This window comes from Sphingomonas endophytica (genome assembly GCF_001476895.1).
In the GTDB taxonomy this organism is placed as follows: Bacteria; Pseudomonadota; Alphaproteobacteria; order Sphingomonadales; family Sphingomonadaceae; genus Sphingomonas; species Sphingomonas endophytica_A.
In genome coordinates this window covers 48,497-70,042 of record NZ_LDTB01000004.1, presented here as the reverse complement: position 1 = coordinate 70,042, position 21,546 = coordinate 48,497, and the positions used below count along the sequence as shown (strand labels likewise).

At 60.9% G+C, this 21,546-nt stretch carries 21 protein-coding genes, 1 tRNA gene and 1 pseudogene; 13 read left to right on the top strand and 10 right to left on the bottom strand.

All coding sequences use genetic code 11. From position 1 onward, the window contains the following. Positions 1-141: 141 nt before the first annotated feature. A complete protein-coding gene (locus NS334_RS01795; protein ID WP_193752971.1) occupies positions 142-1,185 on the top strand; it encodes an acyltransferase family protein in 1,044 nt (347 codons plus the stop codon). Between the two features lie 158 nt (positions 1,186-1,343). On the opposite strand, the gene NS334_RS01790 is transcribed toward NS334_RS01795, so the two are convergent. Together NS334_RS01790 and NS334_RS17555 are read right to left on the bottom strand one after the other, a co-directional pair. After that, a complete protein-coding gene (locus NS334_RS01790) occupies positions 1,344-2,849 on the bottom strand; it encodes a DUF6418 domain-containing protein (protein WP_153002545.1) in 1,506 nt (501 codons plus the stop codon). Positions 2,850-3,221: 372 nt separating this feature from the next. Beyond that, a complete protein-coding gene (locus NS334_RS17555) occupies positions 3,222-5,345 on the bottom strand; it encodes an AAA family ATPase (RefSeq protein WP_193752970.1) in 2,124 nt (707 codons plus the stop codon). A gap of 185 nt (positions 5,346-5,530) precedes the next feature. On the opposite strand from NS334_RS17555, the gene NS334_RS01785 reads away from it, so the two are divergent. Further along, complete coding sequence (locus NS334_RS01785; protein WP_058754264.1) at positions 5,531-6,109, top strand: recombinase family protein; 579 nt, start codon at positions 5,531-5,533, stop codon at positions 6,107-6,109. Positions 6,110-6,142: 33 nt separating this feature from the next. Here NS334_RS01785 and NS334_RS01780 read toward each other — a convergent pair whose 3' ends face one another. Continuing rightward, entirely contained in the window at positions 6,143-6,364 is a 222-nt protein-coding gene (locus tag NS334_RS01780; RefSeq protein ID WP_058754263.1) for a helix-turn-helix domain-containing protein, read from the bottom strand. Positions 6,365-6,503: 139 nt separating this feature from the next. Between NS334_RS01780 and NS334_RS18075 the strand changes: the two genes are divergently transcribed. The 3 genes from NS334_RS18075 to NS334_RS17545 all read left to right on the top strand — a co-directional run bounded on the left by NS334_RS18075 (position 6,504) and on the right by NS334_RS17545 (position 8,478). Continuing rightward, the gene (locus tag NS334_RS18075) at positions 6,504-6,998 is read left to right on the top strand and encodes a hypothetical protein (protein ID WP_153002544.1); all 495 of its coding nucleotides are present in this window, start codon (positions 6,504-6,506) and stop codon (positions 6,996-6,998) included. 102 nt (positions 6,999-7,100) lie between these two features. Then, entirely contained in the window at positions 7,101-7,361 is a 261-nt protein-coding gene (locus NS334_RS19325) for a DUF6771 family protein (RefSeq protein ID WP_342585526.1), read from the top strand. 352 nt (positions 7,362-7,713) lie between these two features. Then, a complete protein-coding gene (locus NS334_RS17545; protein WP_241491775.1) occupies positions 7,714-8,478 on the top strand; it encodes a PEPxxWA-CTERM sorting domain-containing protein in 765 nt (254 codons plus the stop codon). A 306-nt stretch (positions 8,479-8,784) separates the two neighbouring features. Here NS334_RS17545 and NS334_RS01775 read toward each other — a convergent pair whose 3' ends face one another. Together NS334_RS01775 and NS334_RS17540 are read right to left on the bottom strand one after the other, a co-directional pair. Continuing rightward, entirely contained in the window at positions 8,785-10,137 is a 1,353-nt protein-coding gene (locus NS334_RS01775) for a hypothetical protein (RefSeq protein WP_193752969.1), read from the bottom strand. A 278-nt stretch (positions 10,138-10,415) separates the two neighbouring features. Beyond that, positions 10,416-10,622 carry a helix-turn-helix transcriptional regulator gene (locus NS334_RS17540; RefSeq protein WP_083500185.1) on the bottom strand — a complete coding sequence of 69 codons (207 nt, stop codon included), beginning with the start codon at positions 10,620-10,622 and terminating at the stop codon, positions 10,416-10,418. Between the two features lie 1,037 nt (positions 10,623-11,659). On the opposite strand from NS334_RS17540, the pseudogene NS334_RS19245 reads away from it, so the two are divergent. Continuing rightward, positions 11,660-12,601, top strand: a pseudogene (locus NS334_RS19245) (tyrosine-type recombinase/integrase); the annotation flags it as partial. A 148-nt stretch (positions 12,602-12,749) separates the two neighbouring features. Here NS334_RS19245 and NS334_RS01770 read toward each other — a convergent pair. Next, a tRNA-Tyr gene (locus NS334_RS01770) sits at positions 12,750-12,835 on the bottom strand. A 239-nt stretch (positions 12,836-13,074) separates the two neighbouring features. Here NS334_RS01770 and NS334_RS01765 point away from each other — a divergent pair. Continuing rightward, a complete protein-coding gene (locus NS334_RS01765) occupies positions 13,075-13,842 on the top strand; it encodes a TrmH family RNA methyltransferase (protein ID WP_058754261.1) in 768 nt (255 codons plus the stop codon). A gap of 127 nt (positions 13,843-13,969) precedes the next feature. Here NS334_RS01765 and NS334_RS01760 read toward each other — a convergent pair whose 3' ends face one another. Continuing rightward, positions 13,970-14,287: a 2Fe-2S iron-sulfur cluster-binding protein gene (locus tag NS334_RS01760; RefSeq protein WP_058754260.1), complete on the bottom strand. Its 318-nt coding sequence runs from the start codon at positions 14,285-14,287 to the stop codon at positions 13,970-13,972. 53 nt (positions 14,288-14,340) lie between these two features. Here NS334_RS01760 and NS334_RS01755 point away from each other — a divergent pair, with 53 nt between their 5' ends. Both NS334_RS01755 and NS334_RS01750 read left to right on the top strand, forming a co-directional pair. Next, positions 14,341-14,967: a DNA-3-methyladenine glycosylase family protein gene (locus NS334_RS01755; RefSeq protein WP_058754259.1), complete on the top strand. Its 627-nt coding sequence runs from the start codon at positions 14,341-14,343 to the stop codon at positions 14,965-14,967. A gap of 91 nt (positions 14,968-15,058) precedes the next feature. Beyond that, positions 15,059-16,000, top strand: a complete 942-nt coding sequence (locus NS334_RS01750; protein ID WP_153002540.1) for a GGDEF domain-containing protein — start codon at positions 15,059-15,061, stop codon at positions 15,998-16,000. Between the two features lie 6 nt (positions 16,001-16,006). Here the strand turns inward: NS334_RS01750 and NS334_RS01745 are convergent, their stop codons facing one another. Next, a complete protein-coding gene (locus NS334_RS01745; RefSeq protein ID WP_428835028.1) occupies positions 16,007-16,426 on the bottom strand; it encodes a DUF2147 domain-containing protein in 420 nt (139 codons plus the stop codon). A 24-nt stretch (positions 16,427-16,450) separates the two neighbouring features. Here NS334_RS01745 and NS334_RS01740 point away from each other — a divergent pair, with 24 nt between their 5' ends. After that, the gene (locus NS334_RS01740; protein WP_058754257.1) at positions 16,451-17,323 is read left to right on the top strand and encodes a 5'-methylthioadenosine phosphorylase; all 873 of its coding nucleotides are present in this window, start codon (positions 16,451-16,453) and stop codon (positions 17,321-17,323) included. A 163-nt stretch (positions 17,324-17,486) separates the two neighbouring features. Next, positions 17,487-18,788 (top strand): Nramp family divalent metal transporter, encoded by a 1,302-nt coding sequence (locus NS334_RS01735; RefSeq protein WP_058754256.1) that lies wholly within the window; start codon positions 17,487-17,489, stop codon positions 18,786-18,788. Between the two features lie 186 nt (positions 18,789-18,974). Here the strand turns inward: NS334_RS01735 and NS334_RS01730 are convergent, their stop codons facing one another. Beyond that, positions 18,975-19,640 (bottom strand): hypothetical protein, encoded by a 666-nt coding sequence (locus NS334_RS01730; protein WP_241491774.1) that lies wholly within the window; start codon positions 19,638-19,640, stop codon positions 18,975-18,977. Positions 19,641-19,660: 20 nt separating this feature from the next. Further along, a complete protein-coding gene (locus NS334_RS01725; RefSeq protein WP_058754254.1) occupies positions 19,661-20,866 on the bottom strand; it encodes a toxic anion resistance protein in 1,206 nt (401 codons plus the stop codon). Between the two features lie 192 nt (positions 20,867-21,058). On the opposite strand from NS334_RS01725, the gene NS334_RS01720 reads away from it, so the two are divergent. After that, positions 21,059-21,364, top strand: a complete 306-nt coding sequence (locus NS334_RS01720) for an ArsR/SmtB family transcription factor (RefSeq protein ID WP_058754253.1) — start codon at positions 21,059-21,061, stop codon at positions 21,362-21,364. Positions 21,365-21,368: 4 nt separating this feature from the next. Further along, the gene (locus NS334_RS01715; RefSeq protein WP_058754252.1) at positions 21,369-21,539 is read left to right on the top strand and encodes a metallothionein; all 171 of its coding nucleotides are present in this window, start codon (positions 21,369-21,371) and stop codon (positions 21,537-21,539) included. The last annotated feature ends 7 nt before the right edge of the window (positions 21,540-21,546 follow it).

The window sequence follows — 21,546 nt, the reverse complement described above, 5'->3', positions numbered from 1 at the left end:
CCGGCCTTATGAACCCCAGAGATTAAGGACCGGTAAGATGCCGCATCACCGCGATAAGGACAGGCGGCTGGCTTGCGCAAATCACGGGGGCGGTGCACACGTCGCCTGCCTCTGCGGGCACTCAACCACGGGGAAATGGCTTTGAAGCAACGCTACCTAGGCAACATTCAGGTGCTGCGCGGGGTCGCTGCTGTCATGGTGCTGATCGCGCATGCGATGGCGCAATTCTGGAACCACCCGATCGACGGCATGACGCGCATCCGCAACGTCACCGGCATCGAATGGGGCGATGGCGTCCACATCTTCTTCGTCATCAGCGGCTTCATCATGCTGTACCTCGCCAACGGCCATTTCGCCGAGCGCGGTTATCCGGGCGAATTCATCAAGCGCCGCATCATTCGCGTCATCCCGCCCTATTGGATCGTGACCACGCTGATGGTGGCGATCGCGCTGTTCGCGTCGGGCGCGGTCAACCACGGCATCACCGACTGGGGCTATGTCCTGGCCTCCTACCTGTTCTTCCCCATGGCGCGCGCTGATGGCGTCATTCATCCGATCATGGGTCTGGGCTGGACGCTCAACTACGAGTTCTTCTTCTACGCGCTGTTCGCCGCGTCGCTGTTCTTCCGCCAGGCGCAGGCGCTGATCGGGCTGACGATCGTCTTCATCGTGCTGGTCGCGATCCATCCGCTGATGCCGCACGGCGCGCTGTCGTTCTGGAGCGACCCGATCATCCTGAACTTCCTGATCGGATTGGGACTGGCGCATCTGTTCGTGCGCGGGGTCGAGGTGCCGGACGCCGCCGCCGCGCTGCTGGTCGCGATCGGGGTGCTGCTGCTGGTCCTCAGGCCGTTCGACGCGCTGGTGGGGCCGCGCGGGGTGATCGTGGCGGCGTCGTTGATCGCGGCGGCCGGCATTCTGGGCCGGTCGGTGCGCTGGCCGCGTCCGGTGCTGGCGGTCGGTGATGCGTCCTATTCGATCTACCTGACGCACCCGTTCACGTTGAACGCGGTGACGCTGGTGTGGCGCAAGCTCGGGCTGCCGCTATGGAGCGTCGGCTATTTCATGTGTCTGGTCGTGGCCGCGACGCTGGTCGGCTATCTCGCCTTCCGCTTCGCCGAGAAGCCGCTGGTGGATAAGCTGCGCACGGTCTTCGAGCCGCGGCGCGAGACGCTCGCCGCCTGACGCGGCGGCTTAGGGTCGATCGACATTCAGGCATACGACCGTTCGTGCTGAGGAGAGGCTGAGCTTGTCGAAGCCTCGTCTCGAAGCACCCTTCGAGACGCTGTTTTGACGTCGCTCAACGGCTCTTCAGGACGAACGGAGGTGAATGTCGACGCGGCCTAGCTGAACCGCTGCGTCACGCGCCGGGCGGCGCTGCGCATCATCGGGCGGGTCCGGCTGTTGGCCCGTCGGCTTTCCCACAACAGGAACAGGCCGGCGGACAGATAGACGACCGTCGAGATCCCGAAGCAGTTCCACAGGTAGCCGGTCGTGTAGGCGGCGTAGATCGTGCTCATCACGCGCCCGAACAGCAGCGCCGCCAGCCAGCTCGCCTCCGCCAGTCCCTCAGCCAGCCAGCGCATCACCAGCCCGTGATAGATCGCGAGCAGCACGCCCATGATCAGCAGCCCGACCACGCCCAGGGCGCGCAGGAAATAGGGGTAGAGGGAGAACACGAAGCCCGTGCCGCCCTCCTGCGTCCAGCCCAGCAGGCGCGACGAGGTGAACGGCTGCATCACATAATAGAGGCCGAAGCGCGTGCCGGCCTTTTCCGGGCTTTGCGCGGCCGGGTTCGGCCAGCTGGCCATGTCGGCGGCGATGACGCGATCCTCGAAATTGACCGCCTTCAGATAATGCAGATCGGCCTGATACCACAGCTGCCCCTGCAAGGCGGCGCGCTGGCCATAGCGCTGGACCGCGCCGTCGAAGTCGGAAAGCGCGCCATAGGACACCAGCACCGCCGGAATCGTCACCACCACCAGTGCGGTGGCGATGCCGGCGATCGTGCCGACCGGGATCGGACGGTCGTTGGCGATATGGACGAGGCCGGCGGGGATCGCGAACAGGCTGAGGATCATCAGCAGCGAGGTGAACTTCTCGCCGAAGATGATCGAGGTCGCGACCAGCCAGACGATATAGCCGAACGCCTTCCCGCGATAGCCGGGGGTCGCGAACAGCGCGCCGACGAACGGGATCAGCACGATACGGTTGGTCAGGAAGCCGCGATAGATCGGGGAGTCGATGATCTCCAGATAGCGGAAGCGGTCGATCCCGCTGAACAGCGGCGTGCCGTTGTTGATCGCCAGCCGCAGCAGATACGCGCTGATGATCACGGCGAAGGCGAGCAATACCGCCCAGATGAACTTGGCCTGCGACTCCCAGCGCGTCGGTGCGGACAGGAACCGCTGGCGCAGCCGCAGCCATCCGCTCTCCACCACGAGAGTCGCCGCGCCGAAGAACACGAGGTAGAGCAGCAGCAGGCGACAGAAGGCGCCGGTCGGACGACCGTAGGTGGTCGTCTCCAGCATATAGGCGCCGTTCTCGATCGCGGCACCCGACAGGAACTCGGTCAGCCGCAGCGCGAGCAGCGGGACGAACAGCAGGAACGTCGCCGGCGCGACGCGCAGCAGCCCCAGACAGAATGATCCGAACAACAGCGTCGCGACATAGGCCCATGCGCCGCTGGGGAAGGCGACGGCACCATAAGCGGCGCCGGCCGCCAGCAGGAAATGGAGCAGGTACATGCCGCCGATCGAGCGACCGCGCGTGCGCAGCGCGCCGTAAGCGGGCGCGGATGTCGTGCGGGACGGTCTGCCGGGCAGCGCTCGAGCTCCGACGAGTGCCATGCGATACTCCTTGCTCGTGACGGCCTGTCGCTTGCTTGCTGGCGTGGTGCACTGTCAAGCGCGGTGCGCCGGAAAAGCGGCGTAAACCTTGCTAAACCCTCGCTAAGGTTCCGATCTCGATCGGGAAACCGCCGGCCGGGGCGGTTGGTGGAAGGGGCTGGATTCGAACCAGCGTACACTTGCGTGGGCAGATTTACAGTCGAAGCCGAAAACCATCACGAACCATCATGGATCGACCTAATTTCAAATGATTAGAGAGAGAATGCGGGTGTAGTGACAGAGCCAACATACCCGCATTTTCACCGGTTTTGCCGAACTAATTACACAGGAATTACACACATCTGCTCCCGCAAACTCGTCCGCTTTGTACGCTTATGCAGATACAATCCTCTTCAAAACCTCATCCATCCCGGCAGGGCGATAACCTACATCAACCATGCGGGATACAATCATGCTACGTAACGCTTCGTAGCCGACCTTTGTAGGCAAGGTATCGGCGTAAGCCTTTAAGATGTCTCGACCGGGCAATTTCGAGCGCCAAGTTCCATCAGCGAAAGATTTCTCGATTTCTGCTCGTACTGACGCCTCTTTCGAACGCACCGATTCTTCACTCAAAGCACCAGTTTCTAAGAGCGCCAGCCTTTCAAGTGATCGGCCGGCAGCGGCAAGGATCGCACCGGAGAAATCTTCTGCGGCGGGATTTGATTTAAGATCGATTGCCGTAATCAGGGATTTGCTGACGAACTGCGTGATACGGTGACGAACCGCAAAGGAAACCGTTTTTCGCGCAGCGTCGCGCAAGGCGACGAGAACTTCATCAGGAGACAGCGTGCTTCCCATCGTCAAAGAGGACGCAACATGAGCAATTACCTCTTCATTTAAAAGGTAATTTTCAATGTGGTAAACGTCCCACTTGAAGGTTGTAACGGCGTCGCGAGCTTCATGATCCTTGGCATCATCGAAATCATTGTCTACGATGGCAAAGAAGTTAGTTTGCAGGTCACCTTTTTTGAAAGCACGACTAAGAACTTCGTGAAGAGCCTTAACTTTTCCCTTATTACTTCCCGAAATAAAGTTAATCTTTTTTGCCACGTCTGGAAAAAGTGTTGTTGTCATCCATTGATCGAAATCGGTGTCCCCGCCACCCTCAAAAATAATGGCCTTTCGTCCAGGCTCGTACGCTGCTAAGTCGCCGACAAGGTCGGCAAGAGCTAAATTTAGCTCTTCTCCCATGTTGAGAGGCTTAAGTTGGTTTAGGCCGCTACCAGAGACTGCCACATTTCCCGCAGCGTTTATGAGCGAGGCGGGTTGCATGTGGAATACGTCGAAGGCTCTTTTTCCAACAGCCTCTCTAAGCAGTGCATCCGAATGAGAAACAAGCCAAAGTTGGTTGCCGAGGCTTTCACCTAAATGCTTTCGGTAAAATTCTGGAAGGTTTCGAATCAACCTCGGATTCAAATGAAGTTCTGGTTCGTCTAGCAGGATGATTGAGAAGCGCGGAGCCGAATTTCGGATTCGCAAGTAACCGTACAATATTTCTTTTTCACCGGCACTAAGGTCATCAAGATCGTGAGTTGATCCAGACAAAGTTTTAACCGGAAATATCAAATTTCCGTCAGGGGTTGGAGTGGGACCTTGAAAAGACTTGTCAGGAAAAAATGTCTGAAAAAGCTCCTTCATGGTTGCAGTAAGACCAACAGAAGAAGCGTCACCACCTGATGCTTTTGCGAACATCTCCTTGATGTAACTCGTGGCGAGCTCACTTTTTACGTTGTTATACTTATTAGAATAATTGTATAGAGCGTGTTGACGCTGATTTTGCGAAGACTGCTCTAAGCTAATGTTAACTGCTTGCACAAGTTCGCGACCGTAATGGCGTTGTGCGCCGTGATAATCAATCACGCCGAGTTCTTGCGGCCTATAACTGGTGAAGATAACCGATAAAAGATGTGACGTTCGGATCGTTATGCTTCCGCCAACGGGTACGGTGACCTGACCGATCACAAAGGGCTGAGAAAGTTCGGTCATAAGACCTGGCATTATATCAGCAACGCGCTGACGAACCTCCGGCTCTCTCTCCCGAAACTGACTGGCAAATAGTGCAAAGTGGTATGCACCAAATTGAAAAGCCTCGGGAAGGATGGTTCGCCAAATTACGTCTTCAAGCAAATTAGAAGCATTACTAGATATAAAAGCTTTTTCTTCGTCGCTTATGACGAACTTGCATTCGATTTGTAAAGGCCGAGATGCATCATTGAACATGCCTCGGAGGCCATCTGCCGAGGCATTTGTAGGTATTGAGAATTCACCCAGCCAACTTTGCCATTCGTTTTGTTGGTAGCCCCCATAAACGGATTTTAGTAGTCGTATTGCGTCGAAAATACATGACTTCCCAGACCCGTTCTGACCGGCAATGATTATGGTGTTCCCGAGATTTTCGGCATGAATGCGCTTGATGCCCCGGAAATTCTCAATGGTAAGTCCAGAGATTTTCACATGATTCTCCTTCGCGACACACCGTACGCGATGAGCCTCGCGTCGCAAGGCGAAGATTAGCATGGGCGTCGTACGTAATGGGTCGGTTTCGTTACGCCCGCCCGACCTGTATCGAAAAATAGGACTTCACATATTCCGATGCGCTGCTAATATCGAGCTACTGATTCGATACAGGGACCGCCTTCATGAGCCGCACCTTTGCCTATTGCCGCGTCAGCACTGGCGACCAGACGACGGACAATCAGGTTCGCGAGATTGAGGGAGCGGGCTTCGCTGTCGATCCGAAGCGTATCGTTGCAGAGACTGTTTCGGGATCGGTGGTGGCGGTCGAGCGCAAGGGGTTCGCCAAGCTGCTCGATCGCATGGAAGCCGGGGACGTATTGATCGTCACGAAACTGGATCGTCTTGGTCGAAATGCGATGGACGTTCGCGCGACCGTCGAACGTCTGTCAGATGAAGGCATCCGGGTTCATTGTCTTGCCCTTGGTGGCGTCGATCTAACCTCCGCCGCTGGTAAGATGACGATGGGCGTGATCGCTGCCGTCGCCGAATTTGAACGCGACCTTCTTATTGAACGGACCCAAGCCGGATTGAAGCGCGCAAAGGCATCCGGGAAGACGCTGGGAAGGCCACAGGCGCTTAGTGGCGATCAGCAGAAGGAAATCATAGCCGCGCGCGGCAAGGGTGCTTCCTTGGGCGTCCTTGCCAAACAGTTCGGCGTATCGCGCGCCGCCATTCAGAGGGTGGAGAAGCGGGCGGCGTAAAGCCCCGCACCCGCCCCAACACCATCACCCGACCTATAACGACAAGGTTGACGGGAGCTTGGAGCGGAGCTTCGCGATCAGGTCGCCGGGCGCTTGTTCCAGCGCCTCCGCTATCACGATGAATTCGAGCAAATCGATACGACGTTCGAAGAGCTCGATCTTGTTTATAAATGAGGGCGGCTTCCCTACACGCCGCGCCAACTCGCGCTGACTGACGCCCGATTCCCTACGCGCGGACGACAGGGCATCCACCATCGCCCTGTAATCAGAAGAAACAACCCACCCGCGCTGCAATGTCGTAGCCTCGATCTAGCCACGTTCGCGGATATCCAGCCTTGCAAACGTCCCCATGATGGGGACAAGGGGCCGAGGATTTTGTTTGGGGTGTCGGGATATGAAGCGCGCGAAAACGATCACCGGTATCGTGTTGGCTACGTTGATTGCGGGCGGCGGCTACGTGGCATGGTACAAGAGTGATGTTGAGGAAGCGAAGCGAGTTGTTCGTCAGAGTTTGAACGATCCTTCGTCCGCTGAATTCACATCCTACGAGGAATGCGGGACAGCTAGCGATGGAAGGGTTTTGAAGGGGAAGGTCAATTTCCGAAATGAACAAGGCGGAATGCAGGGAGAAACAACCTTCATCGTTCGTGCATACGGCGTTCTGCCATATGCGAAGGTTGCCAGTGCAGCGCATAAATACCCGAACATCGCAGATGCCTTCGATGAGGTCAGCATAGGGCTTCCAATCGGCACTCCTTGCAGCAAGATTTTCGCAGCGGCGGAACAACGTATGGATGATCAAGCCAAGGCTCGACAGGAAGCTTCGGAGCTAGAGCCTATGGCAGCAAGCGTACCGAGCTTGGAAAACATGCAGATACCCGAACTCTGATATCTGCGGCTTACCCGATGGGACGTTACCCGCGTCCGCACCGATAGCCCGTATGTGATCGTGGTGGCGAGCTTATCGGGACGATGCTGCCCGGTCGGTTTGATGCCGATGGCGCTAACGTTCGGAAAGAACGCTAGACAAAGAAGATCAAAAAGGGAACAAAGGGGCATGGATACGCCATCGCCCCTTGCTCTCGCCGCTGCCGTTTTAACCGCACCCGGATGGGTTCGCGTGGGGATAGCCGCCCCAAATGAGCGCGTAAGGGAGGAAGCCGCCTTGGCGCTCGCTGCCCGGATCGTTGATACCTTGGATGCGCCGGTCGTGATTGTGCCGGATGGGCAGATGGCGTTGCCGCTTGGATGATGTCCCGGCTAAATCGCCGTGTTCCCCTATAGGAAAGGGCTGGCAGAGTAGTCTTGCGGTCTGTTTTCGGATCGACAGGCGGCTAGTGAGGGGCGGGCGAGTTCTAACGCCTCAACCCCTACTCCGAGGTTACCAATGCCCGGACAGGCAAGCTAAATTGTACAAAAGCTCCGCTATTAGCTGTCCTGCTAAATCGATTGCGTTATTTTATTTAACTATTTGTTAACTTCTGCTTTCCGGCCGCCTTCCTTGATGTAAAAGGCCACAACGGCGACTGGGAGTCGTCAAGTGTAGGGGGAGGAATAACGTGTCAATGAATCGTCTATGCATCGCACTATATGGCATCGGCCTGTTGGCGCTGGCTTCGACGGCAGCAAGCGCCGAAGTCGTCGTCGCTTCGCCGACCGGCAAATTCACGAACGATGGCCCAACAAACGCCAGTGGTCCCGGTGTCGGCTTTGACAGGTGGTTTGCCAATAACGTTCGTGCGGGTGGCTCGGTTGGTATCACTACCACGTATGCGAACAACGGAAACGGCTCTCTTGAATTCAGTGGGCCAGCTAACGCAAAGGCTGACTTCGAATATTATTTCTCCGCTGCAAACCAGTTTAATCTTTCCGATTTGACCGGCTTAAGCTTCGACTACCTGCGATCAGATTCAAGTACAGCGGCTGCGTGGCTGGCTCCTGCTATTCGACTCGCCGTCACCAACGGAACAAACTCTGGCTATCTTGTTTATGAAAACGTCTACAATGGCGTTCAAGTTACACCTGTGAATAGCTTCGTTTCGCAAGACGTAACCAGTGCGAAGGTTTGGGGAACCGGCAACCTACCCGGCGCATTCTCGGAGTATGGGCGAACATTTGCGGACTGGAACACGCTGCTGCCTAATCTCCGCGTGACTGCTTTGAGTGTCGGCATTGGTAGCGGCTGGAACGGCAGCTTTAGTGGTGCCGTGGACCGGGTTTCCTATTCGGTCAACGGGAACAACACTACCTTCAACTTTGAAGCTGCTACTCCTGCTGTTCCAGAACCATCAACGTGGATGATGCTCGTACTCGGCTTCGGTGTCATTGGCTATGCTATGCGCCGCAAGACGGTTCTACGCTACGTTTAAGCCGCTATATCATCATCGATGACGAAAGGGACCGTAGGAGTGATCCTGCGGCCCTTTCCGTGTTTAGCACGCGAGCAAGACCGAGCAGGGCGTACGCGTAGCGATCCGTGGCGGTAAATGCCCTCTCTTTTCCTCTACAAGGCCCGTACGGAGCGATCTTGCGCATCAGGCTACATAGCCGCCGCTTTGCCTCGGTCGCCCTGTACCCTGCCTTGCAGGGCAATCAAGGGCCTATGTCCTACTGGTTCCCATGGAGTTCAATACAAGTCGGGTCACAGAGTTGCCCTGAAAAATCCAGTATGCTCACTACCTTAGTAGATCAGCTTCCGTCTTTACCTTCGTACCCGGTACGATGCCAACATGATGCTTGAACCACTTCTTCAAGACCGCATCAGCTAACTCGATTCTAGATTCGGGAACGATAAGCGAGTCATGAAGCGGCAATGCCGGTACGTCGTACGTAAACGCCAACTCGTACATGGCATCGATGATGGCTTCGCTTTCGACGAAGTGAAAATGCTGCCAGCGGAACGGGCTATCCTTCCACGTTGTCAGGATGGGATGCTTGTTCAGAACCGCCGCACGAACGTTATCAATGGGATAGTCCTTCAAACTAATGCCACGCTCTGCAAGTTTATCAACATTCTCCTCTGGCCAGCGCCGATGAAACTGGCAATGACCTAGCGATTGGTTGATAAAGCACTTGATTACCTCGCGTGGATATCCGGGAATGTCATACGGGTCGGTGGTAGGGTCGAACGATTCACCGCGAAGACCATGAAGGATGGTGAAATGGCTGCCGCTTAGATCAATCTCCTTCGTCTTCTCGCCATTAATCATCAAGTTTGCCCGGTAAATCTTTTTGGCGTTTTGATAGTTGTCCGCGCCAAGGGCGTATAGGCGGGCACCCATATTCCAATCGAAGTTTTCATCATCCCCGCAAGCGTAGATGCGTTGTAGACCGTTAAAACGAAGGCCAGTGATGTTTTGCTTGGACAGGTAGGTGTTGAGCGTTTGTACCCGTTCAATAATTCGATCCAGCTTCGGCCCTGCCGGTTCGAGTGGCATCGCCTTACCCTTGTATTTGTCCCCGTGCTTCCGCTTTGCCCGTAGCAGGACCGGTTTCGCTACCGTCGCAGGTGCGCGAATGTACCGATAGTGATCGTGCCACGTAGCGGGAGTGATCCCGTACGATAGGGCAAGCTCCAACAGCTTCATCGTCGGTTTTAGGGTCGTGGCTTCCCCTTCGCCGTTTTCAATCGAGCCGCTCTTATAGCCCTTGTGGAATTCAATTAGGTCAAGCTGGCGCAGTCCTTTAATGGTGTCGCGTACCGCGTTGTATCCGACGTATGCGCCGGGTGCGAAGTTAATCTTACCCATAGGAAGGTAGCTGTATAACGTCGGGTCTACGTGATAGCCGCACAAAAGACCCGCGAAGATGGCAGAGGCTGCCTTTGTAACCTCTTTATTCCTGTTCCTCCTTATTTTAAAAGTGATAATCTCTTTCTCGATAAGCTTTGATAGGTTGATAGACTGGTTTGAAAACGCTTCCTTATCTAAGGAGAGATACCTGTCTTTTTTCCTTTGATTGGGAAGGAAAGGGTTTAAATAACCTGCTGGCTTTAAGCTTCCTTTTTCAATCTCCCTGAATCTACTCAATTTATTAGATTGATTGTTTAAGGAGGTTGAGGATGTTTCCATGGGAGGGCAAGTTTTGGATGACGTTAAATGATGTTTATGTATGTTTAGGCTGAAAGGTGGTTTTACGTTTAAAATCATGATCTTTGCTGTTTAATTTGATGATAGATTAATGTTCGCGACGTCCAGTGTGGACGAGCGCCGCTGTTGAAATTGAGAGATAGGACAGTTTGAAAGGATGGGTGGAGGCGAACGTGCGCGGTAATTTGAAACCTCATAGTAGAAGGTGTCCCCGTACATCAGCGCCAACCCGTCGATACGGGGCGCAAAGAAAGCCATTCTTCGATTGAAGATAAGGTCCAACCCACTGCACGACGACCAATCGCAATTGGGCGCGGGAATAGACCTTCACTGATCAGGCGGTAAATGGAAGAGCGGCCCAGCCCGACGATACGTTCAACTTCGGGACGGCGGAGGATGCGGTTGCTGTGTGTTTCGTGCGTCATAGTGAGGCGTATTGCGCTGCCACCGGATCACCGCAACCCTTCGTCATTTAGGTCTTAAGCCATGTCTTAGAGAACTGTTGTTGTTGGAGTGCTCTTAATTGGCAGCCTTTAAGGACTTAAGGTCGATCTTGTCGCCAGTCTTGCCCTAGCTATTAATCGGTGATGTGCGTCAACCATCTTCCAGCCGCGCACGCCGTTTTCTGGAAACAGGTAGACAGGCCCATAGCGGGGCTTGTGGCACGGTGTAGGGAGCCGGGCGGGAATATCCCCGCCCGTGCCCATCGATCGCGCTATGGCGCTAATAGAGGCTTGCCAGCGCCATCGACGCCAACGACACGTAGCGGACGATTGGCTACGCTCGTAAACTGCCAGTACGAACCGCTCTGCGTGACAGCCCAGCCCCTTGCGGTTGCTGCGGCGAACACCGCAATGAGTGATGCCTCTCGTTCGATCGTAGCAACAGATCGGCGAACGGGACCACCACGTCGCGCGGTTGCAGTCTTGTAGAAAATCTCTTCGATGAAGGCTGTGCCCTTCCGAGTTGATCGTCGCGGCATCGGGTTAGTCGCCAATAAAAGATTTAAGATCGGCGAGCCGATAGAATCTACGTCCCCCGACACGGATGCTAGGCGGGCCGAATCCTTTAAGTTGCCAATTAGCAAGAGTGCGTGCCGATAAGCCAAGAAAGATGGCTGCGTCTGTCCGGGAAAGTCTCCCGTCCGGGGTAGGTCTGATCGCGAGTGCATTCATAGCGTTTTCCATGTATTCGGCACGGCGTCATTGCCGTGCGAGTCGCCTCTAGGGCGGGGACAGCGGCAGGGGCAACGGCTAGTAAGTTGTAGACTAGATGGGAGTAGTATCAGCGCTCTTAGCGGTTGAGCTTACATGGCAGACTGACGGAGGATTTGTTGGCCGCAACCTATCAAAAACTTACGCAAGCTCGGCTAAAAGCGCTCCCTGTCGGTGAGCGCCTCTCCGAACACGGGATCGTCGCCGAAAAGACGAAGGACGGGGATATTCGCTGGAAGGTCGCCACAATGGTGGACGGAACACGGATACACAGGGTCATTGGACGTGCCAGTGAGGGCGTCACTCGGACCCAAGCAGAGCAAGCTATCGAGAAGATGCGTACCGACGCCCGCGCCGGACGGCTGGACCTGCCCGCTGGTCGAAAGACGCATATGTCCTTCGGCGAAGCAGCTACGGCGTACCTTGATCGCATGGAGCGCACTGGCGGCAAGGACTTGGCAAACAAGCGACGGCATATCGAGCAACAGCTACTTCCGGCCTTTGGGAAGACTCGCCTAGATAGCGTCACCCCCTACGCCATCCAGCATTATAGTCACGGCAGAGCGAAGGTAGCGAGCCAAGCGACGGTTAATCGTGAGCTATCCACTTTATCTCATCTTCTAAACCGGGCTGTTGAGTGGGGCTGGCTGCGCTCTGATCGCAAGCCAAGTATCAAGAAAGGCGATGAGCCAAGAAAGAAAATTGTGGTTCTTTCTGACGAACAGGCAGAGAGATTGCTCATGGCTGCGAAGAACGATCAAGACGCTAGACTGCATCTATTCGTAGCCTTTGGCTTGAATGCGGCGATGCGCCATAGCGAAATCGTTGCCGTGCGCTACGATAAGATCGATTTTGATCTAAACAGGGTGTTTATCCCGTTGGCAAAAGCTGGCGAGAGGGAACAGCCTATGACTCTTGCGCTAACGGCTATGCTCCGAAGCCAGCGTGAGAAAGAAGCGGATCGCGACGGGTGGGTCTTTCCATCGGAGCAAGGATCAAAGGTTCCGCACCGCCTTAGCATGGAGCGGGGTTTTGCCCGAGCGGTCGTGCGCGCCGGCTTGGACCCGTCAAAGGTAACCCCGCACGTTATGCGGCATACCGCCATCACGCGCTTGGTTAAAGCTGGTGTGGACCTTCCCACCATTCAGCGGATCAGCGGACACAAGACCCTCGCCATGGTACTCCGCTACGTCCACGTCCATGGATCGCATATCGATACCGCGATCAGCGCAATGGAGGTTGGACGACCCGACGCAATTACACCGAAATTGCACACGCCATTAGCGGACAACGATGATGGTAAGGATGCCGGGGCAGGCCAAGCCATTGAAAAGGCTATGGTGGAAGGGGCTGGATTCGAACCAGCGTACACTTGCGTGGGCAGATTTACAGTCTGCTGCCTTTAACCACTCGGCCACCCTTCCAGGAGCGGCGCTCGAAAGCGAGGGCGCCCAATGCCCGCGCCGGCCGATGCTGTCAACGGCGCGCTCCCACCTTTTCGTGAAAAAGTTTCGCGTGCGGATCGACGGCGGCCAACGGTTGCACTGCGCGGCGGCGGCGCATAGCGTCCGCGCCCGCCCGTTTGTGACCTCGATACCGGACCCGACCGAATGATGTGCCGACCCTCGCCCGATCCTGCCGTCACCCGCCGGGGGCTGCGCTGATGGCGCGCCGTGGCCATCGCCCCAGCCAGCAGCAGGGCAATCGTCCGCGCCTCTGGGGGCGTCACGCGGTCATCGCCGCGCTGGCCAACCCGGAGCGGACCGTGCGCAAGATCTGGGGCACGCGTGAGGCGCTGGCGTCGCTGAACCTGCCGCCGGTGCTGCCCGTGGTGTTCGCCGATGCCGCCGATCTCGGCCGGCTGGTGCCGTCCGACGCGCCGCACCAGGGAATGGTGGCGGAGGTCGATCCGCTGGAGGACGTGTGGCTGGGTGACCTGCTGGAACAGGGCAGCCACGACGATCCCGAGCGACCACGCCCGATCGTGGTGCTGGATCAGGTGACGGACCCGCACAATGTCGGCGCGATTTTGCGATCGGCGGCGGCGTTCGACGCGTTGGGGATCGTCACGCAGGACCGGCACGCGCCCCCCGAATCGGGCGCGCTGGCGCGGGCGGCCAGCGGCGCGCTGGAAACCGTGCCATGGGTGCGCGTCGTCAATCTGGCTCGCGCGCTGGAGGAAATGGCGGAGGCGGGATGCTGGCGGATCGGGCTGACCGGCCATGCGCCGCAGACGCTGCCGCAGGCGCTGACCGATATCGGCCCGTCGCGTCGCATCGCGATCGTGCTGGGCGCGGAGGGCGAGGGGATGCGCCAGAATACCGAGACGCATTGCGACGAGCTGGCGAAGCTGCCGATCTCGTCGAAGGTCGAGAGCCTCAACGTCTCGAACGCCGCCGCGATCGCGCTCTATGCGGTGACGGCGCGGTAGACGCCGCCGCCGCGAAAAGTCTCACCGAACTCCGGCGAACGCCGGAGTCCGGGGTCATGCACGCTGGCGCTTGTGGTTCCGGGCTCCTGCCTTGGCACGAGCACGCGTCCCGACACCTCGCTTGTGCTCAATCCTCGGCGGCGATCCGCACTTTCATGCCGTCCAGCTCCGGCCCGAACGGCAACTGGCACGACAGGCGCGAGGTCGCGTCGCGCTCCGACGCGGAATCGAGCAGGTCGTTCTCGTCCTCGCTGATCGGCGGCAGCTTGTCGGCGAAGGCCGGATCGACGTGGATATGGCAGGTGGCGCACGAACAGCAGCCGCCGCACAGCGCCAGAATCTCGTCGATGCCGGCGTCGCGGATCACCTCCATGACCGAAAAGCCGCTCTGGCCCTCCAGTTCGCGTTCTTCCCCGTTGCGCGTCTCCACGATAAGCTTGGGCATATGCACTCCACCAAAGATCGCGCCGCACATGCCGGCTGTCGCAGGCTCGCGCAATGGGGCTGAGCGCGACGGACCTCAACGCCGGGCTGGACGCGCTGGCCGCGCGCGAGCCGGCCTTCGCCGCCGCGCTGGAGCGGGTCGGCTATCCCGCGCCCCGCATCCGCGCGCGGGGCTATGCCACGCTGCTGCGCACGATCGTCGGGCAGCAGGTCAGCGTGAAGGCCGCCGATGCGGTGTGGCGCAAGCTGGAGGTGCTGGGCGATCCGACCGATCCGGCGGTGGTCGCGGCGCTGGACGACGACAGCCTGCGCGCCTGCGGCTTCTCCCGCCAGAAGACCGGCTATGCGCGCAGCCTGGCGGACGAGGTGACCAGTGGGCGGCTCGATCTCGACAATCTGCCCGACGATGATGAGGAGGCGGTCGCCCAGCTGGTCCGCGTCAAGGGCATCGGCCGCTGGTCGGCGGAGGTCTATCTGCTGTTCGCGGAGGGGCGGCCCGATATCTGGCCGGCCGGCGATCTGGCGGTGCAGATCGAGACCGGGCGCATCCTGGGCCTGCCCGAGCGGCCGAGCGAACGGCTGACGCGCGAACTGGCCGAGGCGTGGCGCCCGCATCGCGGCGCGGCGGCGATCTTCACCTGGCACCATTATGGCGCCGGCGCGGATGCGGCCCCGGTGTGAGAAACATCCTCTTCACGGGAAATTAACGACGCGATCGACAAGGCGGTGACAAAGCTGGAGCGGGTCGGGCGATGGTGGGCGACAGACGGTGGTGAGGACGGCTTTCGAGCGGGCGCGCCGCGCGATCAACTTCCTCGAGCTGCATCAGCTCGATCCGTCGCCCGGTCATTACGAATTCGCGCTGGCGGTGATCGCCGCGCCCGGATCGCGGCTGTCGGAGGCGGTGGCCGCGCATACCGACGGTGGGCTGCGGCTGACCGGCGCCATCGTGCAGGAACTGATCGACCAACACATCGGCCCCCCGCGCGAGGTGTCGCTCGACCGGCGCGAGCGGACGGTGGCGCGACAGACGCAGGAACTCGGCACGCTGACCTCGGACGCGCACGACCTGACGGCGGCGCTGGGGCGCGACGTAGGGACGATGGTCGATCAGGCCGGCGACCCCGCCGCCGCGATCGATTTCGTCGCGCGGCTCTCGGGCGCCGAACGCGAACTGGCGGCGTTGCGCAGCGAGGTCGTGCGGCTGCGCGACAATATCGTGCCGGTCGCGCCGCCGGAGGACGAAGATCGCGACGACCTGACCCAGGCGCTGAACCGCAGCGGCGCGCGCGGGCTGATGGAGAGCGCCGAAAGCGGCGAGGGGCATATCGTCCTCGCCTTCTCGGTCGACGAACTGGCCGCGATCAACGAACGGTTCGGCATGGCGGTGGGCGACAACGTGCTCAACGCCTTCGCCACCACGCTTCAGCAGACGTTCGACGATCAGGAACTGATCCGCTGGAGCGGTAACGAATTCCTGTTCATCACTCGCGACCTGCCCGTCGCGGCGGCGCGGCTGCGCGCCGAACAGGCATTGACGGCCTTCGCCGCGCGGCGGCTGCGCCTCCGCGGCTCGGGGGAGCCGATCGGCACCGTCACCGCGTCCGCCGGGATGGCGGTGGGGCAGGCGGGCGGGCAGGAAGAATCGCTGATCACCGCCCGCGCCAACAACGCGCTGGCCGCCGATCGCGGCGGCAACCGGCTGGAGGAATAGCCCGCGTTACTTCGCGGGCCGCCATGTCTGGGTCTGGCAGAAGAAGGCGATGCAGCCCTTCACCGCCAGCGTGCCGTCGGCATTCTTCGCAACGATCGACTTGTACGTCTTGCCGTTGCGCGGATCGTAGATCCGGCCGCGCCAGTCCTTCCCTTCGTCCCTGAACTCGGTCAGGATCGGCAGGCCCAGGATGGGACGGTTGCGTAAGGCCGCATCGGAATTGTTGACGTCGGTATCGGCCGCGCCGGGGCGCTTCTTGAGAATCGTCGTCAGCTTGCCGCAAACGCTATTGCCGCACGGGCCGATCGTGACGATTCCGGCGCCGTCCTCGGTGACGTAGCGTCCGGCGATCGGGGTGGCGGCGAAGGCCGTCGCGGGGACGGCGGCGGAGAGCAGCGCAAGCGCGGCAAGGGGCATGAAACGCATGTGCCGGACTATCGGAGATCAGTGATGAACGCGCAATGGACGATCGGCATCATCGGCGGTTCGGGGCTTTATGCGATCGACGGGCTGGAGGATGCCGAATGGCGCGACGTGGCCAGCCCATGGGGCGCGCCCAGCGACCAGATCCTGTTCGGGCGCATCGGCGAGGTCGCGATCCGCTTTCTGCCCCGCCACGGGCGCGGGCACGTCCATGCCCCGCACGACATCCCGGCGCGCGCCAATGTCGACGCGCTGAAGCGTGCCGGCTGCACCGACCTGCTCGCCATCTCCTCGGTCGGATCGTTGCAGGAGGAATTGCCGCCCGGCACCTTCGCCGTCGTCGACCAGTTCATCGACCGCACGGTGCAGCGCGCGGCCAGCTTCTTCGGCACCGGCCTGGTCGCGCATGTCTCGATGGCCGATCCGACCTGCGAGCGGCTGGGGGCGCTCGCGGCGGCGGCGTTCACCGCGGCGGGTGGGCGTATCGCGGACCGCGCCACCTATCTGGCGATGGAAGGGCCGCAATTCTCGTCGCGCGCCGAAAGCCGCCTCTACCGCGACTGGGGCTGCGACGTGATCGGCATGACCGCGATGCCCGAGGCGCGGTTGGCACGCGAGGCGGAGTTGCCCTACGCGCTGGTCGGGATGGTCACCGATTACGATTGCTGGCGCGACGATCGCGCGGCGGTCGACGTGGCGGAGATCGTGGAGCAGATGGCGGCCAACGGCCGCATCGCGCGCGCCGCGGTGGCGCACCTGCTCCGCCACCTGCCGCCCGAGCGGACCCCGTCGCCGATCGACACCGCGCTCGACGGCGCGATCATGACCGCCCCGTCGCAGCGCGATGCCGCCTTGATAGAGCGCAACGCCGCACTGCTGGCGCGCGTGCTGGGGGGCTGAGGCTGCGTAAAGAACGTCGTCATTGCGAGCGGCGCGAAGCAATCCAGAGCGTCCTGGCCCGCCACTGGATTGCTTCGCGCCGCTCGCAATGACGGTATCCTCGCGGACCCGAGCACGCCAAGCGGTTGAAACCGTCACGCTTCTCCCGCATTCATCCCCGCACATGACCTCACCCGCACGTTCGCTGGGCGACAGCTTCGCCTCCGTCCCCGTTCCGAAAGGCGCGGGCTTCTGGCGCAAGCTGCTGGCGTTCGTCGGCCCCGGCTGGCTCGTCGCGGTCGGTTACATGGATCCCGGCAATTGGGCGACCGACATCGCGGGCGGCTCCGCCTTCGGCTATGCCTTGCTCAGCGTCGTGCTGTTGTCGAACCTGATGGCGATCGTGCTGCAATCGCTGTCGGCGCGGTTGGGGATCGGCGCGGGGCTCGATCTGGCGCAGGCGTGCCGGCGCAAATCGTCGCGACCGGTGTCGTGGCTGCTCTGGGCGCTGGCCGAGGTGGCGATCATCGCCTGCGATCTGGCCGAGGTGCTGGGCACCGCCATCGCCTTGAAATTGCTGTTCGGGATGCCGCTGATCTATGGCGTGCTGGTCACCGCGCTCGATGTGTTCCTGATCCTCGCGCTGCAACGCTATGGTTTCCGCCGGCTGGAGGCGTTCATCGCCGCGCTGCTGGTCGTGATCGCAAGCTGTTTCGCGTTCGAGCTGTTCTGGGCGAGGCCCGACTGGGGCGCGGCGGCGACCGGGCTGATCCCGACCGGGCAGATCGTCGCGAACCCGGCGATGCTGTATATCGCGATCGGCATTCTCGGCGCGACGGTGATGCCGCACAACCTCTACCTCCATTCCTCGATCGTCCAGACCCGCGCTTATGGTCAGGACGAAGGCGACCGGCACGAGGCGTTGAAGCTGGCGACGATCGACTCCACCGTCGCGCTGGGGCTGGCCTTCTTCATCAACGCCGCGATCCTGATCCTGGCGGCGGCGACCTTCCACACCGCCGGGCGGTTCGAGGTGGCGGAGATCGAGGACGCGCACCGCCTGCTGGCGCCGATGCTGGGGGTAGGGGCGGCCAGCGTGCTGTTCGCGGTCGCGCTGCTGGCCAGCGGTCAGAACTCGACTGTCACCGGCACGCTCGCGGGGCAGATCGTCATGGAAGGCTTCCTCGACATCCGCCTCGTGCCGTGGCTGCGTCGCCTCATCACCCGCGCGATCGCGATCGTACCCGCGGTGGTGGTGGTCGCCTCGACCGGCGACCGCGGCGCGACCGACCTGCTGGTGCTCAGCCAGGTGGTGCTCAGCCTGCAACTCCCGTTCGCGGTGATCCCGCTCGTCCTCTACACCGGCGACCGAAAGCTGATGGGCTCCTTCGCCGCGCCGCGCTGGCTGGCCGCGCTGGCGTGGGTGATCGCGGCGGTGATCGTCGGGCTGAACGGCTATCTGTTGTGGGGGATGGTCGCGGGGTAGGCCGTCGCCTGCCCTCTATCTCACCCCGACTTGAAATCCGTCACCCCGGCGCAGACCGGGGTCCAGTTGGGAAGGCCATCGTAAGGTAGCGCTGCGCGTCGTCACCGCCGTTCCGCAACTGGACCCCGGCCTTCGCCGGGGTGACGAAAAGAAGAAAAAGGTGGCGAAAGAGGGAGGCAAAGGCCCTCACTCCCCCTCGTACTTCACCTCCAGAAACCGCCGCTTGGTCTCCAGCGCGTCCAGATCGCCCTGCGCCAGCCGCGCGCTGATGTCGCCCATCTCGCGCTCGATCACGCCCAGCCCCTCGACCAGTTGCTGGTCCGGCGTCTTGCCGTTGCGCGGCGTCGCGCGCATCGTCGGCGGGACGCGCGCATAATCCGCCACGAACGCCGGCAGCTGCTCGCCCACCAGCCGCCGGATCTCCCCCGCCACCGGGCTGTCGTCGTCCAGCGTCGCCAATTGCCCCGCCAGCGTGTCCAGCCGCCGGTCGAGCCGCTCCACCAGCGTCACCGCCGGCGCGGGCAGCGCGGGCCGCTGCGCCTCCAGCCAGCGCGCGGTCTGCGCGGGTAGCGTCTTCAGCTCCGCCTGCGCGATCTTCTCCGGCGTCGGCACCGGCGCGGGGCGCTTCCGCAACACCAGCACGGTCAGCGCGACGATCGCCGCCGCCACCGCGACCAGCGCGAACCCGCTCCACCCGAACAGCATCGCCAGCGTCAGCAGCACGCCGATCGCCACCACCAGCTTGACCGTCCGATTGCCCCGCGAGCGCGCCCGACGCCGCCGCACCGGCACCATCTCACCCCCGCGCCGCCGCTCGCGGGCGACCCGTGCGAGCGCGATCGTGTCGTCCACGTCCGTTGGGGGAAGCGGCGTCACAGCGACTCCAGCTTGAACTGCTCCGCCCCGCCCGCGACACGGTTCTGCGTCGCGCCCTCGGCGCGGGCGATATAGCCGCGCGACTTCTCCACCTCGTTGCCGAGCGTGTCGACCGTCACCTTCATCGTGTCGAGCGCCTTCAGCTTGAACGTGTCGATCGCGTCCATCGTATCATAGATGTTCTGGAACGCGCGCTGCAGCGTCTCCAGCGGGATCGTCGAGGCCGCGGCCTGCTCATGCACCCGCGCGGTATTCTGGCGCAGCAGGTTGCCGGTCGAATCGATCAGCCCGGCGGTCGTCGCGTTCAGCTGCGTGATCTGTTCCAGCACCAGTTTCTGGTTGGTCAGCGCCTGCGCCACCGTGACGGCGGTCCGCAGCGCCGCGACCGTCGTCGTGCTGGCGCGATCGACGCCCTTGATCAGCTCGACATTGTTCTTCTTGACCAGATCGAGCGCCAGATACCCCTGTACCGTCACCGCCATCTGCGTCAGCAGGTCCTGCGTCCGCTGCCGGGCATAGAACAATGCGCTCTCGCGGATCGCCTTGGCCTTGGCGGGGTCGGTGTGGTCCAGCTCGTTGGCCTTGTCCTCCAGCCGCGCGTCCATCGTCCGCGACAGGTGGATCATCTGCTCCAGCCGCCCCATCGCCGACCACAGGTTCGCGCGCTCGGTATCGATCGCGGCATTGTCCATCAGCAGCTCGTCCTTGCCGCTGCCCAGGCTCTTCAGGATCGAGGCGATGTGCGACTGCGCCGACTTGTAGCCGTCGAAATAATTGCGCACCTTGTTGCCGAACGGGATCACCCCGAACAGCTTCTGCGGCGCGGTCAGCTTGCCGCGCTTGCCGGGGTCGAGGTCCTCCACCACGCGGCGCAGCTCGGCCAGGTCCTTGCCGACCCCGGCCTCCTGATCCATCGCGCGCACCGGGCGGTCGAGGAAGCGGTTCGACTGGCCCGCCGCGTCGCGGATCTCCTTCTGCCCCATCGCGGTGATCGCATCGACGCGCTTGCCGAACTCGGGGCTGTTGACGTCTTCGCTCACCAGTTGATCGACGAACGCATCGACCCGCCGCTCCAGCTCGCTGCGCTTCGTATCGTCGACGGGCACCAGCCCGGCCGCCTTTTCCGCGCGCACCTCCGGCACCGGATCGGGCGGGGTCAGCACCAGCGTCGGCTCGGTCGCGTCGTTCGGAGCGGTCGCCATCGTCGGGTCATCCTTATCTTACGTGCGCGGCATTGTCGGCGCGTTGCGCCGCGCTTTCAACTGTATTGCCAATATAACACGCTGATTGGGTGGACAAGGGGCAGAGCGTCCTGCGCCGACTTGATGGACATCAATTCATTTGACATGAAACGCATATATGAATATATGAGAGATCGTTCATATGAGGATGGCATGACCCCTGACGAAAGCGCCCAATTGTCCGAGCTGTTCCGCCTGCTGGGGGAGCCGAACCGGCTGCGCCTGGTGGCGGCCTGTCTCGACGGCGCGCGCTCGGTGGGGGAGCTGACCGAGGAGCTGGGGATCAGCCAGAGCCTCGTATCGCAGCATCTTCGCCTGCTGCGCGCGGGGCGGCTGCTGCGACAGAGCCGTCAGGGGCGCAACGTCTATTACGCGCTGCCCGACTGCCACGTCCGCGTCATGCTGACCAACATGATGGACCATATTCTCGAACCCGACGACCACAGCCACGAGGAATAAGATCATGAGCATCGAAGTCGAAATGGTGAAGTGCGCCTGCGCCGATTGCGTCTGCATCGTCAGCGCCGGCAAGGCGATCGAGGCCGACGGCCGCAGCTTCTGCAGCGATTCCTGCGCCACGCACCACAGCGATGGCGAAGGTTGCGAGCATGCCGGTTGCGTCTGCCACGGCTGATCCGCGA

What these genes read in the sequence shown, in the direction of transcription:
- NS334_RS01790 (WP_153002545.1), bottom strand. Translation starts at nt 2,849, where the DNA reads ATGGCACTCGTCGGAGCTCGAGCGCTGCCCGGCAGACCGTCCCGCACG.
- NS334_RS01785 (WP_058754264.1), top strand. Translation starts at nt 5,531, where the DNA reads ATGAGCCGCACCTTTGCCTATTGCCGCGTCAGCACTGGCGACCAGACG.
- NS334_RS01780 (WP_058754263.1), bottom strand. Translation starts at nt 6,364, where the DNA reads ATGGTGGATGCCCTGTCGTCCGCGCGTAGGGAATCGGGCGTCAGTCAG.
- NS334_RS18075 (WP_153002544.1), top strand. Translation starts at nt 6,504, where the DNA reads ATGAAGCGCGCGAAAACGATCACCGGTATCGTGTTGGCTACGTTGATT.
- NS334_RS19325 (WP_342585526.1), top strand. Translation starts at nt 7,101, where the DNA reads ATGCCGATGGCGCTAACGTTCGGAAAGAACGCTAGACAAAGAAGATCA.
- NS334_RS17540 (WP_083500185.1), bottom strand. Translation starts at nt 10,622, where the DNA reads ATGACGCACGAAACACACAGCAACCGCATCCTCCGCCGTCCCGAAGTT.
- NS334_RS01765 (WP_058754261.1), top strand. Translation starts at nt 13,075, where the DNA reads ATGGCGCGCCGTGGCCATCGCCCCAGCCAGCAGCAGGGCAATCGTCCG.
- NS334_RS01760 (WP_058754260.1), bottom strand. Translation starts at nt 14,287, where the DNA reads ATGCCCAAGCTTATCGTGGAGACGCGCAACGGGGAAGAACGCGAACTG.
- NS334_RS01755 (WP_058754259.1), top strand. Translation starts at nt 14,341, where the DNA reads ATGGGGCTGAGCGCGACGGACCTCAACGCCGGGCTGGACGCGCTGGCC.
- NS334_RS01745 (WP_428835028.1), bottom strand. Translation starts at nt 16,426, where the DNA reads ATGCGTTTCATGCCCCTTGCCGCGCTTGCGCTGCTCTCCGCCGCCGTC.
- NS334_RS01740 (WP_058754257.1), top strand. Translation starts at nt 16,451, where the DNA reads ATGAACGCGCAATGGACGATCGGCATCATCGGCGGTTCGGGGCTTTAT.
- NS334_RS01735 (WP_058754256.1), top strand. Translation starts at nt 17,487, where the DNA reads ATGACCTCACCCGCACGTTCGCTGGGCGACAGCTTCGCCTCCGTCCCC.
- NS334_RS01725 (WP_058754254.1), bottom strand. Translation starts at nt 20,866, where the DNA reads ATGGCGACCGCTCCGAACGACGCGACCGAGCCGACGCTGGTGCTGACC.
- NS334_RS01720 (WP_058754253.1), top strand. Translation starts at nt 21,059, where the DNA reads ATGACCCCTGACGAAAGCGCCCAATTGTCCGAGCTGTTCCGCCTGCTG.
- NS334_RS01715 (WP_058754252.1), top strand. Translation starts at nt 21,369, where the DNA reads ATGAGCATCGAAGTCGAAATGGTGAAGTGCGCCTGCGCCGATTGCGTC.